General features: G+C 62.3%; 8 protein-coding genes and 1 tRNA gene. 6 read left to right on the top strand and 3 right to left on the bottom strand.

Annotated elements, in window-relative coordinates; genetic code table 11:
• Nucleotides 1-158: 158 nt before the first annotated feature.
• Nucleotides 159-1,598, top strand: coding sequence for an FAD-binding oxidoreductase (locus tag ACEN2R_RS10160; protein WP_442041819.1), 1,440 nt, complete (start codon nucleotides 159-161; stop codon nucleotides 1,596-1,598).
• A gap of 46 nt (nucleotides 1,599-1,644) precedes the next feature.
• Here ACEN2R_RS10160 and ACEN2R_RS10155 read toward each other — a convergent pair whose 3' ends face one another.
• Nucleotides 1,645-2,850, bottom strand: coding sequence for an NAD(P)/FAD-dependent oxidoreductase (locus tag ACEN2R_RS10155; protein ID WP_442041817.1), 1,206 nt, complete (start codon nucleotides 2,848-2,850; stop codon nucleotides 1,645-1,647).
• 110 nt (nucleotides 2,851-2,960) lie between these two features.
• Here ACEN2R_RS10155 and ACEN2R_RS10150 point away from each other — a divergent pair, with 110 nt between their 5' ends.
• Nucleotides 2,961-3,749 carry an inositol monophosphatase family protein gene (locus tag ACEN2R_RS10150; protein WP_442041815.1) on the top strand — a complete coding sequence of 263 codons (789 nt, stop codon included), beginning with the start codon at nucleotides 2,961-2,963 and terminating at the stop codon, nucleotides 3,747-3,749.
• Nucleotides 3,750-3,770: 21 nt separating this feature from the next.
• Here the strand turns inward: ACEN2R_RS10150 and ACEN2R_RS10145 are convergent, their stop codons facing one another.
• Together ACEN2R_RS10145 and putA are read right to left on the bottom strand one after the other, a co-directional pair.
• Nucleotides 3,771-4,520 (bottom strand): rhomboid family intramembrane serine protease, encoded by a 750-nt coding sequence (locus tag ACEN2R_RS10145; protein ID WP_442041813.1) that lies wholly within the window; start codon nucleotides 4,518-4,520, stop codon nucleotides 3,771-3,773.
• 31 nt (nucleotides 4,521-4,551) lie between these two features.
• Nucleotides 4,552-8,013: a bifunctional proline dehydrogenase/L-glutamate gamma-semialdehyde dehydrogenase PutA gene (gene putA / locus ACEN2R_RS10140; RefSeq protein ID WP_442041811.1), complete on the bottom strand. Its 3,462-nt coding sequence runs from the start codon at nucleotides 8,011-8,013 to the stop codon at nucleotides 4,552-4,554.
• A 104-nt stretch (nucleotides 8,014-8,117) separates the two neighbouring features.
• Here putA and ACEN2R_RS10135 point away from each other — a divergent pair, with 104 nt between their 5' ends.
• The 4 genes from ACEN2R_RS10135 to ACEN2R_RS10120 all read left to right on the top strand — a co-directional run bounded on the left by ACEN2R_RS10135 (nucleotide 8,118) and on the right by ACEN2R_RS10120 (nucleotide 14,536).
• A complete protein-coding gene (locus ACEN2R_RS10135) occupies nucleotides 8,118-8,582 on the top strand; it encodes an Lrp/AsnC family transcriptional regulator (protein WP_442041809.1) in 465 nt (154 codons plus the stop codon).
• Between the two features lie 55 nt (nucleotides 8,583-8,637).
• On the top strand, nucleotides 8,638-9,177 hold the full coding sequence (locus ACEN2R_RS10130) for a tetratricopeptide repeat protein (protein WP_442041807.1): 540 nt from the start codon (nucleotides 8,638-8,640) through the stop codon (nucleotides 9,175-9,177).
• A gap of 205 nt (nucleotides 9,178-9,382) precedes the next feature.
• Nucleotides 9,383-9,468 (top strand) — tRNA-Leu (locus tag ACEN2R_RS10125).
• A 403-nt stretch (nucleotides 9,469-9,871) separates the two neighbouring features.
• Nucleotides 9,872-14,536, top strand: coding sequence for an Ig-like domain-containing protein (locus tag ACEN2R_RS10120; RefSeq protein ID WP_442041805.1), 4,665 nt, complete (start codon nucleotides 9,872-9,874; stop codon nucleotides 14,534-14,536).
• Nucleotides 14,537-14,552: the final 16 nt, after the last annotated feature.

Here is a 14,552-nt window from a genome sequence, read left to right as displayed (position 1 = left end):
ATGACAACCAGCCTCCATCTCACACTGGCCCAATGTCTACACCGCCGTCAGATCAGGCGCAATTTTTAGAGGTGCCCTATAGTCATAGCGGGTTTCCGCCCATAGAAATTTGCAGCATGTTGAAAAATCTGAATCCGGGTCGTCGAAAAGGTGTTTTGATGCAACATTCCCGCCGCGCGGCGCTTGGATTAATGGCTGGGGTTGTGGCCGCAGGGCTGCCGTTTCGCGCAGGGGTTGCGGCAGGGGCTGCTATGGCACGGGTGCCCGTCGATACGGAATCGATTTTGTGGAAGGTCGGGCAGGGGGCCAGTGCCGACCAGCGGGCTTTTAACCTGCGCACGATGATCGCGCCGCAGTATCGGGCGCTGTGCCTGACCGAGGACGGCGTGCGCCGTGCGGTGGGCTGGGCGCAGGAAAACGGGGTTCCGTTTTCGGTGATGAGCGGCGGGCATTGCTTCGAAGGGCTGTCGCAAAGCGCGGGCCTGGTGATCGACCTTGGCCGGATGAACGAGGCGCGGCTGGCGGGGGCGGATACGCTGATCGCGGGGCCGGGTGCGACACTGGCCGGGGTGAACAGCCTGACCACCGTTACCGGGCGCGTGCTGCCTGCGGGGTATTGCCAGACGGTGCGGCTGGGCGGGCATGTGGGCGGCGGGGGGCTTGGGATTTTGTCGCGGGCGTACGGGCTGGCCAGCGATCATCTGCTGTCGGCCCGTGTGGTGACGGCCAGCGGGCAGGTCGTGACCGCGTCGAAGGATGCGCATGCCGACCTGTTCTGGGCGCTGCGCGGTGGCGGGTCGGGCAGTTTCGGGGTGGTGACGCAATCGCGGTTCGCACTGCGGGCCGTGCCCGAGGCGACGCTGATCCAGATGCACTGGAACCTGCCCATAGCGGACTGCGCCGCGTTTCTGGCCGAGTGGCAGGAGGTGAACCTGCGGCTGGATCGCGGGATGGGCAGTTATCTGTATATCGCGCGCAGGGGCGCGGGCGTGATCCAGATGCGCAGCCGGTTGATTTCGGTTGCGGACCACGCGGTTTCGGTGGCGGGCGCGCAGCGGCTTTATGCGATTGCCCGCCCCGCACGCGATCCGGTTGTCCTGCAATCGGGGTTCGGGGTGGTGGCCGACCGGATGTGGCCGAAGGCGCATTATCCGCAGGAGCACGCCAAGATCGGGTCGAACTTTCTGACAGGTGCCGCGCGTGTCGGAACATGGGAACGTGTTGTGGCCGCGCTCGACCGTGACGGGGCGTTCGCGCAGACGGTGACCCTGGAAACGCTGGGCGGGGCGGTGGATGATATCGCGCCGTCGGACACCGCCTTTGTGCACCGCGGCGATGCGGCGTTTTTGGCGCAATTCGACATGCCGGTGCCGCCCGGTGCCGATGCCGTCGCGCGGATCGCGGCGATGCGCGAAGTGCAGGGGATATTGGCGGGCGAGGGCGCGGCGGGGGCCTATGTGAATTACCCCGATCTGGATTTGCCGGACTGGCAGGCGGCCTATTGGGGGGCGAATTACGCGCGTCTGGTCGAGGTCAAGTCGGCCTATGACCCGCAGGATGTGTTCCGCCACGCGCAGTCTGTGCGGCCAAAAGGGTAGGGGTTTCGCGCTGCGCGCGAGGATATTTACCGGAACAAAGAAACCATCAGCCCGCGATTGCGGTGCCGGCGGCCCAGCCCGAGGACCACGCCCACTGGAAATTATAGCCACCCAGCCAGCCGGTCACATCGACCACCTCGCCGATGAAGTAAAGGCCGGGGACGGTTTTTGCCTCCATCGTTTTAGAGTTCAGCGCGTCGGTATCCACCCCGCCCAGCGTGACCTCGGCGGTGCGGTAGCCTTCGGTGCCTGCGGGAAAAAGCGTCCAGTCGGTGATTGCCTTTGCCAGCGCGGCAAGCGCCAGATCGGACATATCGGCGATATTGCCGCGGGTCTGTGCCCGCTCGGCCACATGGGCGGCAAGGCGTTTGGGCAGCAGGTCGCCCAGAACCGTGCCGACATTGCGGCGACCGTTTTCGGCGCGTTTGGCGCGCAGGGTCTGGAACACATCCGCGTGGGGCATCAGGTTGACGGTGATCGCCGCCTTTTCGCGCCAGAAGCTGCTGATTTGCAGGGTCGCGGGGCCGGACAGGCCGCGGTGGGTGAACAGGATCGCCTCGTCAAAGGCGTTGCCATTGCAACTGATCCGCGCATCTGTGGCGACGCCTGCCATGGGGGTGAAACCCGCCATCATGTCCTCGCCGAAAGTCAGGGGGACAAGGGCGGGCCGGATGTCTGTCAGGGGCAGGCCGAACTGTTCGGCGATCTGGTAGCCAAAGCCGGTTGCGCCCATCTTGGGGATCGACTTGCCCCCGCAGGCCACCACCAGCGCGCGGGCGGTGACGGGGCGGCTGACGCCGTCTTTTTCCAGCGTCGCCGCAAAGCCCGCGTCGGTTCTGGTGATGTCACGCAGGCTGGTATTCAGGCGCAGTTCGGCGCCGACCTTGGCCATTTCAGCCAGAAGCATTGCGACGATGTCCTTGGCGGATGTGTCGCAGAAAAGCTGGCCCAGCGTTTTTTCATGGGTGGGGATGCCGTAGCGGGCCACGAGGTCGATGAAGTCGTATTGAGTATAGCGTTTCAGCGCGGATTTGGCGAAATGCGGGTTGTTCGATAGAAAATTGGCCGGCCCCGCGAACAGATTGGTGAAATTGCAGCGCCCGCCGCCAGAGATGCGGATCTTTTCGCCGGCGGCCTTGGCATGGTCCACGACCAGCACGCGCCCGCCACGGGCCCCCGCATGGGCGGCGCACATCATGCCGGCGGCACCGGCACCAAGGATCAGGGTGTCAAAGGGTTCTGGCGTGTTCATGCGCCCTGATCATCACGGATTTGATGAAACGGCAAGACCCGCCTGCGCATTGCCCCCTTGGCATCGTGGCGTGGGGCGCGTATACGCCCACGCTGAATAAGGAGCCCGTTATGGTAGGCAGTGCAAATCTCAACGTCATGATCAAAGCCGCGCGTCGCGCGGGAAAATCCTTGGTCAAGGACTTCCGCGAGGTCGAGAACCTGCAGGTGTCGACCAAAGGTGCCGGCGATTTCGTGTCGCGCGCGGATATTGCCGCAGAGGCGATGCTGAAAGAAGACCTGATGGGCGCGCGCCCGACCTATGGCTGGAAAGCCGAGGAAAGCGCCGAGATCGAGGGGCAGGACCCCACGCGCCGCTGGATCGTCGATCCGTTGGACGGCACAACCAACTTTTTGCACGGTCTGCCGCATTGGGCGATTTCCATCGCGCTGGAGCATAAGGGCGAGATCGTTTCGGGCGTGGTTTTCGACCCCGCCAAGGACGAGATGTTCTTTGCCGAAAAGGGCGCGGGCGCCTGGATGAACGAAAGCCGGATGCGTGTGTCGGGCCGGTCGCGGATGATCGAGACGATCTATGCGACGGGGCTGCCCTTTGCCGGCCGCAGCGATCTGCCGGAAACGTTGCAGGATCTTGCCCGCGTCTTGCCCGGCTGTGCCGGTGTGCGCCGCTGGGGCGCTGCGGCGCTGGATCTGGCCTATGTGGCTGCGGGGCGCTACGACGGCTACTGGGAGCGTCGCCTGAACGCCTGGGATCTGGCGGCGGGCATCGTGATCGTCCGCGAAGCGGGCGGCATGGTGGACGGCATCGCCAAGGACACCAACCCGGTCGAGACAGGCACGATCATCGCGGCGAACAACCAGATATTCGAGTCCTTCGCCAAGGTTATCCGCAGCGCCTGATCTTCGGGTTATAGCTGCTGGTTATCGGCGCCGCCGCCGCACGGTTGGGATGTTGCTGCGCCCTATCGGATAGCTGGCGTCGGGGTGGGGCGGGTGCCCTTGGGTGCGGTTCCAGTAGCTGACGCCGCCGCGTCTGCGCCACGCGGGGATCATGTACACAAACCCGATGACGAACCCGCCCGCATGCGCCCAATATGCGACGCCGCCGTTCGAGGTGTCTATGGTGGAGCCGCTGACCAGTTGCAGGCCGAACCAGATGCCCAGCATGATCCATGCGGGGATTGGGAAGATCTTGAAGAAGATCACGAAGATGAACAGCACGTCGACCTTCGCCTTTGGGAACAGCAGCAGGTAGCCGCCCATCACCCCCGCGATCGCACCCGATGCACCAACGGTCGGAACCAAGGACGCGGGGTCTGCCAGCACCTGTGCCAGTGACGCGCCGATGCCGCAGACAAGGTAGAACAGGGCAAAGCCGCGATGCCCCAGTTCCTCTTCCAGATTGTCGCCGAAAATCCATAGGAACAGCATGTTACCCGCAAGGTGCATCAGCCCGCCATGCAGAAAGATCGAGGTGACCAGCGTGTAGGGCTGCACCCCGCCCGACACACGTTCAGGGATCATCGCCCAAGTGCCGTAGAACGCGCCAAGGGCCGCGTCATTGGTGGCCAATGGCAATGACAACAGGAACACCGCCACGTTGATGGCGATGATCACATAGGTGACATAGGGTGTCTTCAGGGACGGGTTGTGGTCGCGGATCGGGAACATGGGGGCACGCTCCCCCATGTTGCCGGTTTCGTCAAGCGTTACCCACCTCGGCCAGCAGTTGCGCGTTGCCCCCCGATGCGGTTGTGTCGACGCAGACGTGACGTTCTACCAGAACGCGGGCTGCATCCAGCCCGCCGGTCAGCAGCGGGATGATGGTGCCGTCGCGTGCGGCAAGCGCGCGGGTATAGGCGCGGGCCTGATCCTCTGGGCCCCACCACACGGCGGCGGAAAAGCCGGACAGGGTTTGCAGCGCCTCGGGGGGCAGTGCACCCGCGACCGCGACACCGACGCCGCCCGCATCAAAGGCCGCCTGCACCTGACGCTCTGCCACCTCTGCCGTCGGGCCAAGGCACAGGATTGGCAAACGCGGATACAGCGACAGGCGGTTCGATTCGCCGGTTGGGCCGGGCAGGATGGTGGTTTTCTGCACCGATTGCGGCAGGGCGGCGTTTGTCAGGGCCGATTGCAGGGCGGTCAGGTTGACCTCGCCCGACGCGGTGCCGTCAAAAACCATCTTTTCGGGCGCGGTGAAGCGCGGCAGATAGTTCGGCCCGCCCGCCTTTGGGCCGGTGCCGGACATGCCCTCGCCGCCGAAGGGCTGGCTGCCGACAATCGCGCCGATCTGGTTGCGGTTCACATAGACGTTGCCCGCGCGGATGCGTTCGACGATGTGCTGCACGCGGTCGTCGATGCGGGTGTGCAGGCCAAAGGTCAGGCCATAGCCGGTGGCGTTGATGTCGGCGATCACGCGGTCGATCTGGCCCGCCTTGAAGGTGGCGATATGCAGGACGGGGCCGAAAATCTCGCGGTCCATTTCGGCGATGCCGCTGACCCTGATCACGGTGGGGGCAATGAAATAACCCTCCGGCGGTGTGTCGAGTTCGAACAGAACCTTGCCCGCGGCGCGCGCGTCGGTGATGTAGTCGGCGATGCCCGTCAGGGCGCGCAGGTCAATTACGGGACCGACGTCGGTCGAGATGTCCCAAGGGTTGCCGATCTTCAGCTCTTTCATCGCGCCGAACAGCATTTTGGTGAAATTCTCGGCGATGTCGTCCTGCACATAGAGGCAGCGCAGGGCAGAGCAGCGCTGACCGGCCGACTGGAACGCGCTTTGCACCACATCGCGCACGGCCTGTTCCGGCAGGGCGGTTGAATCGACGATCATGGCATTCAGCCCGCCGGTTTCGGCGATCAGCGTGGCATCGGGCGACAGGTTGTCGGCCATGGCGCGGCGGATGGCCTGCGCGGTGGCGGTCGAGCCGGTGAAGGCCACGCCGCCGATCCGTGGGTCGCTGGTCAGCGCGCGACCGACGCTGGCACCGGTGCCGTGCAACACCTGCAAGGCGGCCGGGGGAACGCCGGCTTGCAGCATCAGGCGCACCGCCAGATCGGCGATCAGCGGGGTCTGTTCCGCCGGTTTGGCAAGAACACCGTTTCCGGCGGCAAGGGCGGCGGCGATCTGACCCGCGAAGATCGCGAGCGGAAAGTTCCACGGGGAAATGCAGGTGAATATACCGCGTGCGGGGGCGGATTGTTTGACCGCCTCGTTCGCGTAGTAACGCAGGAAATCCACTGCCTCGCGCAGTTCGCCGATCGCATCGGGCAGGGATTTTCCGGCCTCGCGCGTCAGGATGGCAAAGATCCGGGCGTGGTTGTCCTCGAACAGGTCGGCGGCCCTGTTCAGCACCTCTGCGCGCTTGGCGTGCGGTGCATGCCACGGGGCGGCGGCGTCCAGCGCCTTTGCGATGTCGGCTTCGTCGGCCAGCGTCACATAGCCCACCACCTCTGTCGGGACGGCGGGGTTCACCACGGCAATCGTTCCGGGGCCTTCGGTTTCGCCGACGATCACCGATGTGGCGGCAAATATCTCGTGCATGTAGGCGGTGCGCCCATCGTCGAGTCCGGCAAGGTCAGGCGCGTGAGTGATGTCCCATCCTTTTGAATTGCGCCGGTCGGAGTAGAGGTTCGGACCGCGTTTGATAGCGGGGTTGTGCGGGTCCGCCAGATAGCTTTCGACCTCGGCGAAGGGATCAGAGGCGACGGTTTCGGGGCTGACGTCCTCGTCGACGATCTGGTTCACGAACGAACTGTTCGCGCCGTTCTCAAGCAGGCGGCGCACAAGGTAGGCCAGCAGGTCGCGGTGTTCGCCGACGGGGGCGTAGACGCGGCAGCGGGTGCCTTCGGCGGTCAGAACGATGTCATGCAAACGCTCGCCCATGCCGTGCAGGCGCTGGAATTCGAACGCGCGCGGGTCTGTGGCCATTTCCAGAACGGCGGCAACGGTATGGGCGTTGTGGGTGGCGAATTGCGGATAGATGCGGTCGGTCATGCCCATCAGGCGGCGGGCATTGGCGATATAGCTGACATCGGTCGACGGTTTGCGGGTGAAAACCGGAAAGCCGGATTCGCCCATAACCTGTGCGTGTTTGATTTCTGTATCCCAATACGCACCTTTTACCAGTCGCACCATGATGCGGCGGTCCAGACTTTCGGCCAGGGCATACAGGAATTCTATGGTTGATGCGGCGCGGGGGCCATAGGCCTGCACGACCACGCCGAAGCCGTCCCAGCCCGCAAGGCTTGGGTCGGACAGCACGGCCTCGATCACGTCAAGCGACAGCGACAGGCGGTCGGCCTCTTCGGCGTCGATGTTAAAACCCATACCGGCGGATTTCGCCAGCGCCGCCAGCGATTTGACCCGCGGCACCAGCTCTTCCATCACGCGTTGCTTTTGCGCTTCTTCATAGCGGGGATGCAGCGCGGACAGCTTGACCGAAATGCCGGGATTGGACCGGATGTCGTCCTTGGTGCAGGCATTGGCAATCGCGGAAATCGCGCGGGAGTAGGACAGGTGATAGCGCTTAGCGTCCGCATCGGTGCGCGCGGCTTCGCCCAGCATATCGTAGGAATAGGTGTAGCCCTTGGCCTCCATCGCGGCGGCGCGGGTCATCGCGCCCTGAATGTTTTCCCCCAGCACGAACTGCTTGCCCATTTCCTTCATCGCGCGGGCCACCGCGCTGCGGATCACCGGCTCGCCCATGCGTTTGACGGCACCGCGCAGACGGCGGGCCATGCCCGTTTCGCCCTCGTCCAGAACCTTGCCCGTCAGCATCAATGCCCATGTCGATGCGTTGACCAGCGAGGACGAGGAGTGGCCAAGGTGCTTGCCCCAGTCGCTGGGGGCGATCTTATCCTCGATCAGGGCGTCGATGGTATCGGCGTCGGGCACTCGCAGCAGGGCCTCTGCCAGACACATCAGGGCGACGCCCTCGTCGGTGGACAGACCGTATTCCGCAAGGAACACTTCCATCAGGCCGGGCTTTGCCGAACCGCGGATATCACGAACCAAAGCGGCGGCGCGCGCGGTGATCTTTTTGCGGGTCGCGGCGTCAAGATCGGCGGTTTCGATCAGGGCGGTCAGGGCCTTTGCCTCGTCGGCGTATTTGTGGCTGTCAATTTCGGCGCGCAGGGATGGAAAGCGATCGTGAGGCATGGCAAACTCCAATGAATTCGCCTACTCTACATCCGAAACAAAAGCCATTTGATCTTATCTGCGTCAACGGCTGGTTTTATTCACTGATTTTCAGGGGGAATGCGATGCAAATAAGTGATGCGCGGTTGGATCGTTTCGACAGGTCGATTCTGCGGATTATGACGACTGAAGGGCGGATCAGCGTGACCGAGCTTGCCGATCGCATCGGCCTGTCCAAATCACCGACCCAGGCGCGTCTGAAACGGCTGGAGACCGAGGGCTATATCACAGGGTATCGCGCCCTGCTGGACCCGATACGTCTGGGCATCGACCATGTCGCATTTGTCGAGGTCCGGCTGGCCGACACGCGCGAAGCCGCCCTTGCCGCGTTCAACAAAGCTGTGCGCGATATTCCCGAAGTCGAGCAATGCCACATGATCGCGGGCAGCTTTGACTATCTGTTGAAGGTCCGCACACAGGACATGCCCGCCTATCGCGCGGTGCTGGCGGACCGGATTTCCATGCTGCCCCATATCGCGAATACATCGACCTATGTGGCGATGGAGGCGGTGAAAGAGGGCGGATTATAGCGCCCGACCTTGACGCCCCCTTGACGGTTGGATTTGATGCGCCATCATTGCATGTATGAAGCGCATCGTGTTCCTGTTGTTTCTTGCCAGCCCTGCCTTTGCGCAGACCTGTCCGGTTGTCACCGACCAAGACCCCCGCAAGTCGGAATTGATGTCTGCGGTCAAAGACGCGCCGAACGAGATGGAAGCGCGTGCGCTGACCAACCAGTTATGGGAAATCTGGTCAAAAGCGCCGGATGCGGTGGCGCAAGAGATGCTGGATCGGGGGATGAAGCACCGCGCGGCCTATGATTTCGACGCGGCGATTGTCGCGTTTGACGCGCTGATCGCGTATTGCCCCGGCTATGCCGAAGGGTACAACCAGCGGGCGTTTGTGAACTTCTTGCGCATGGATTACCCTTTGGCGGTCGGGGATCTCGAAAAGGCGCTGGAGCTGGCACCGGACCACATCGCCGCGATGGCGGGACTGGCGCTGACGTTGCAGGGGTTGGGGCGGACCAAGGCCGCGCAATCGGCGCTGCGCGAGGCGCTGAAGCTGAACCCCTGGTTGCCGGAACGCAATATGATCTCCAAAGAGCCGGGCGTCGATCTTTAGGCCGCCACGGCCACTTTACCTTTCCGCCCCGTCGGCTATGGTGCGCGACGCTTGTCGGTTTCTGCATGGTGGAATGGCAGGGCCGTGGGGCGTAAAATCCTTGCGTCTGGGATGGATCGTGCATACGGATCAAGGTGTTGCGACGAGGAGACTGTTTTCAGGTCCGATATAGGCCCGATGCAGGAAATTGAAGACAGCGCCAGATGCGGGCGTGCTGGAATGGTAGACAGACCAGACTTAAAATCTGAGGGGCGTATGCCCGTGTGGGTTCGAGTCCCACCGCCCGCACCAATCACTTGAAATGTCAGTAGCGCAGCATTCAGCTGTGTCGATGCGCGTCTGAAGCGCCCGGGTTCGATCTGTTTCAGATCCTGCGGACCTGAAAGTTGTTGCATCCCCCCTTGGCGAAACGTTGCAGCCCGCCACAGATCACCGTTTGCGCGGGGTGCCGGTTCAGGTCCGGCCGCAGGTGCTGTGATTTCCGCTGAACTGGCCGGGGTTTGGACAGGCATGGCGGCAAACCGCATTGACGCATCGGCAAGGGGTATCACCCATATATCCATGCGGGCACTACAAATTGTGGCGGTGGAATGACTTTTTTCTGGTGAATGTACGTTCTTTCGTATAGTTAGCGAGTAATTAGTATAAAAAAGTGCCAAAAAAATGGCACGTGTCGAGGCGAGTAGGTGACAGTATGCAGGCGATTAATTTTATCGTGCGTGGACGTGTGTCCGGAATTCATCGTGGCGCTGTTGCAGGTGATGAAAATAATGCGATTTCGCTTCAGCCCGGATCCGATGTTTCCCTAAACCTCAATCAGCACGATGTGGTCAGCTATGTCCGGCAGGGGTCCGTCCTTGAAGTGACGTTGATCGATGGTCGTGTGGTCGTGCTCGAGAATTTCTTCCCCGACGGGGGCGCGCCTGCTTGCCGGTTGTTTATCAGTTCTGACGGGCAATTGTCCGAAGTGATCGTGTCCGACCTTGAGGGGCAGGCGCAATACGCCCAGTACGGACCCTCGAAAAGCTGGGGTAAGTGGGATGGCGGCGACGACTTGTATTTCGCCGATAACGCCGTTTTGTCCGATGTCATCGAAGCAAGCGAACATCGTGGGCTTGGCGGGATTTTCGGCGCGGTTGCGTCCGGCGGTGCAGGTCTGCTGGCAAGTGCTGCGGGGGCTGTCGGCGCAGTCGGCGCCACGGCCGCCGCTGGCGGCGCGGCTTTGATTGCTGCGAATTACCTGAATACCGACGTGACCGGTTCTTCGGCGGCGCGCACGGCGGCATCGGTGAATGACCCCGAAACGGATGTTGTTGTCAGCGGGGCCGATGCGGCGCAGGTTGTCACGATTACGGGGCAGGCGCAGGCCGGTTCCAGTGTTTCAGTCACCATCGGCGACGTGACATTGACCACCACCGCAGGCGGCGATGGGTATTGGGCCGTCACATTCGAGGGCGAGAACCTTCCGGCGGATGGTGATTATTCCTCGACCGTTCTGGTGGTCGAACCCGAGGGCGCGAATGTCGACCTTGACGGGCCGGTCGTCGTGATCGACACCACCGCGCCTGATGTGGATGTGAGCGAAGGCGTTGTCGCAGTTGATGACTTCGTCAACGCGGATGCCCATGACCAGGGCGTGACCATCGGCGGCACAACAGAGCCGGGCGCGACAGTGATCGTGACCATCGGCAATGAAAGCCAGACAACGACCGCTGGCGGCGACGGAAGCTGGGTTGTGGTCTTTAGCCCGGATCAGGTTCCCGGCGGCGAACACGAAACAGAGGTTCTTGTGACCACGGTAGACGCGCAGGGCAACTCTGCCACGGTCACCGAAACGATCCTGATCGACACGATTGCGGACCCGATCACCATCGGCGCCAGCATGGTCGGTATCGACGGAACGGTCAATCTGGCCGAGCATGACGGCGGCGTGGTGGTGACGGGCACCTCGACTGCGGGCGCGACGCTGGATGTTACCCTTGGCGACAAGACGTTGCAGACGGTTGTGACAGAGAACGGCACATGGTCGGTCGCATTTGATGCCGCCGATGTTGCAACCGGCGAATATGACGCGACAATCACCGCGACCACGACCGATGTGCACGGAAACATGAATACCGTATCCAGTATTGTGCATATCGACACTGTCGGCGCTGTGTCGCTGAACAGCGGATCCATCGCCGGTAACAATATCATCAACAAAACCGAGGCCGAGGACGGGGTAACGCTGACCGGCACGACGCAGGTCGGATCGACTGTCGCCGTGCAGATCGGTTCCGTGACGCATCCCGCAACCGTTGCCGAAGACGGCACATGGTCGGTGGTCTTCGCGAATGGCGATCTGGGCTTGGGCGAATACGACGCGGGCATCACGGTGACCGCCACCGATACGGCAGGCAACATCACTGTGAGCACCGGCACGGTTCATGTCGACACCGTCGGAATGGTGGGCTTTGACGCCAATCTGTCCGGCGGCGACACCCTGATCAACGCCAGCGAGGCGGATGCGGGCGTGACGCTGACCGGAACCGCGCAGGCCGGATCGGTCGTCGAGGTGACGTTGGGCAATGTGACCCACACTGTGACGGCGGACGAGAGCGGCACATGGGCGGCTGTCTTTGTCCCGTCCGAAATCCCCGAGGGTGTGTATCAGGCGACGCTGACCGCCAGGGCCACAGACACCGCAGGCAACATCAATATCGTCACCGGCACGCTGGACGTCGATACGCTCTCCTTTGTCGAGGTCTTCAACTCGGCCGTTGAAGGCAACGGCGTGATCAATAAGACAGAAGCGGCGGATGGCATCACCCTGACCGGCAGCACCCAACCCGGCGCCACGGTCGATGTGACATTCCAGGGCGTCACACGGGCGGCCACGGTGGCGAATGACGGCAGCTGGACCGTGGATTTCACGGCATCCGAGGTTCCCGTAGGGGAATACGATGCGACGATTACAGCTGTCTCGACCAGCGAGAACGGCAATGTCAGCAGTTCCAGCGGTACTGTGCGCGTTGACACCCTGTCCAATGTGACCTTTTCGACCACGCCGGTCGAAGGCAACGATGTTATCAGCCAGACCGAGGCGGCGAATGGCGTTATCCTGACAGGCACATCGGAACCCGGATCAAGCGTCGAGGTCAAATTCGGCAGCGTCACCCGCGCGGCTGTTGTGGCGCAAGACGGCAGCTGGACCGCCAGTTTTACGGCGGGCGATATTCCGGCTGGCGAATACGACGCGCCGCTGGTGGCCACGGCGACCGACAGCGCAGGCAACATCCATAGTGTGACGGATACGGTTCACGTCGATACCGTGGCAAACGTGGCCTTCGGCACGGCCACGATAGAGACCGACAACATCATCAACAAGGTCGAGGCCGACAACGGTGTCACCCTGACCGGCACATCCGAGCCGGGATCGACGGTTCAGGTCAGCTTTGGCACGGTGTCGCATATGGCGACGGTCGCGCCGACAGGGGCATGGACGGCAACCTTTGCCGCATCCGAAATCACATCGGGTGATTACACCGCCGACCTGAAGGCCATCGCGACAGACGCGGCGGGGAATGCGACCACTGTGACCCACACGGTCAGGGTCGATACGCTGAACGAGGTCGCGTTCGGGTCGGGCCGGATCGCCGGCGACAACATCGTCAACGCCGCCGAGGCCGAGGACGGCATTGTCTTGAACGGCAGCACCACGCCCGGTTCCACGGTTTCGGTGAAATTCGGCAATGTAACCCACGCGGCCACAGTCGATACGTACGGCAACTGGACGGTTGGCTTTGGCGCGTCCGACATTGCGCAGGGCGAATACAGCACGACGCTGGTCGCTACCTCGACCGACGCGGTGGGCAATGTGTCCACGGCGACGCAGTCTGTGGATGTCGATACCGTCGCGGGTCATCTGACCCTTGGTGCCGCCGTGATCGAAGGCGATGACATCATCAACAAGGTCGAAGCCTCGGATGGGGTGGTTCTGACCGGAACCGCGACGCCGGGCGCAATCGTCAACGTCACGCTGGGCGATGTCACGCGCCCCGTTGTCGCTGATGTGGATGGAAGCTGGTCCGCCAATTTCAGCGCTGCCAATATTCCGGCAGATACCGAAAGCGCGAATATTTTGGCCACAATGACCGATGCGGCGGGCAATACCGTCAGTGTCACTGATACGGTCAAGATCGACACGGTCGTGCAGGACTTTGCCCTGTCCGCTACCCCGATCGAAACCGACACCATCATCAACGCCGTCGAGGCGTCGAACGGTGTGATCCTGTCCGGCACGGTCGAACCGGGTTCTCGCGTGTCGGTGCAGCTGGACGGTGTGACGCGGTTGGCGACGGTGGCCGCAGATGGAAGCTGGACCGCCGGTTTTGCAGCGTCGCAGATCCGCGCGGGTGAATACCTGTCGGATATCAAGGTGACCGCCACCGACAGCGCCAACAACACCAGCGTGATCAACAGCTCTGTCAAGGTCGACACCCTGGTGCGCGATCTTGCCAGTTCTGCAACACCTGTCGAAGGCGATAACATCATCAACGCGGCAGAGGCCAAAGACGGCTTTATGCTGACCGGCAAAACCGAGGTTGGCTCAACCGTCAACGTGACATTCGAGGGCACGACCCATGCCGCAACCGTCGCGGCCAATGGCAACTGGTCGGTGTCCTTTGACGCCAGCGAGATCCCGGGCGGCGACTACACATCGACCGTTATGATCGTTGCGACCGACCTTGCCGCGAACACCAGGGAAATCACGCAAACCCTGGACGTGGATACCATTGCGCCAGACAATCCGATGATCACGGCGGTCAACGATTCTGGCGTGAACGGCGTGCGCGGCATCAACATCGAAAGCACTGAAGACGCGATTTCGATCTTTCAGATCGCGCCGGACGGCACAACGACGCAGGTCGCCTTTCGCGCCTTCGACAACCCTGAATTCAACGATACCTATATCGCCTTCAACACCGTCGTTCCCGATGGATCGCAACTGGTGATCACGTCGGAAGATGCCGCGCATAACACATCCGGCACATTGCTGGTGCTTGATTCCGGCGCTGATTTCAACATGTCGAACATGACCCTGACAGACCACGGCATCACCGAGATCGACCTCAGCTATGCCGACGGTTTTGCCCTGACGATCACCGAGGAACAGTTGCTGGCCCTGTCGCAAGAAACCGATACGGTCACGATCCATGGCGGTCACGATGGCGGGGTGCAGGACACTGTCGTGGTCAGCGGGGCCAGCGCGACCGGCCAGAATGTTTCTGCCAACGGGCAGGACTATGACGGGTACTCTCTGGGGAATGCCGCTGGTAACCTGTTGATAGACGACGATATTCATACGGTTATCATATAGCCGGACAGGGCTGGCG

It is taken from the genome of Pseudogemmobacter sp. W21_MBD1_M6 (assembly GCF_052119585.1).
GTDB lineage: Bacteria > Pseudomonadota > Alphaproteobacteria > Rhodobacterales > Rhodobacteraceae > JBGQOJ01.
The sequence above is the reverse complement of the archived record's forward strand: the minus strand, read 5'-3'. Positions and strand labels throughout refer to the sequence as shown.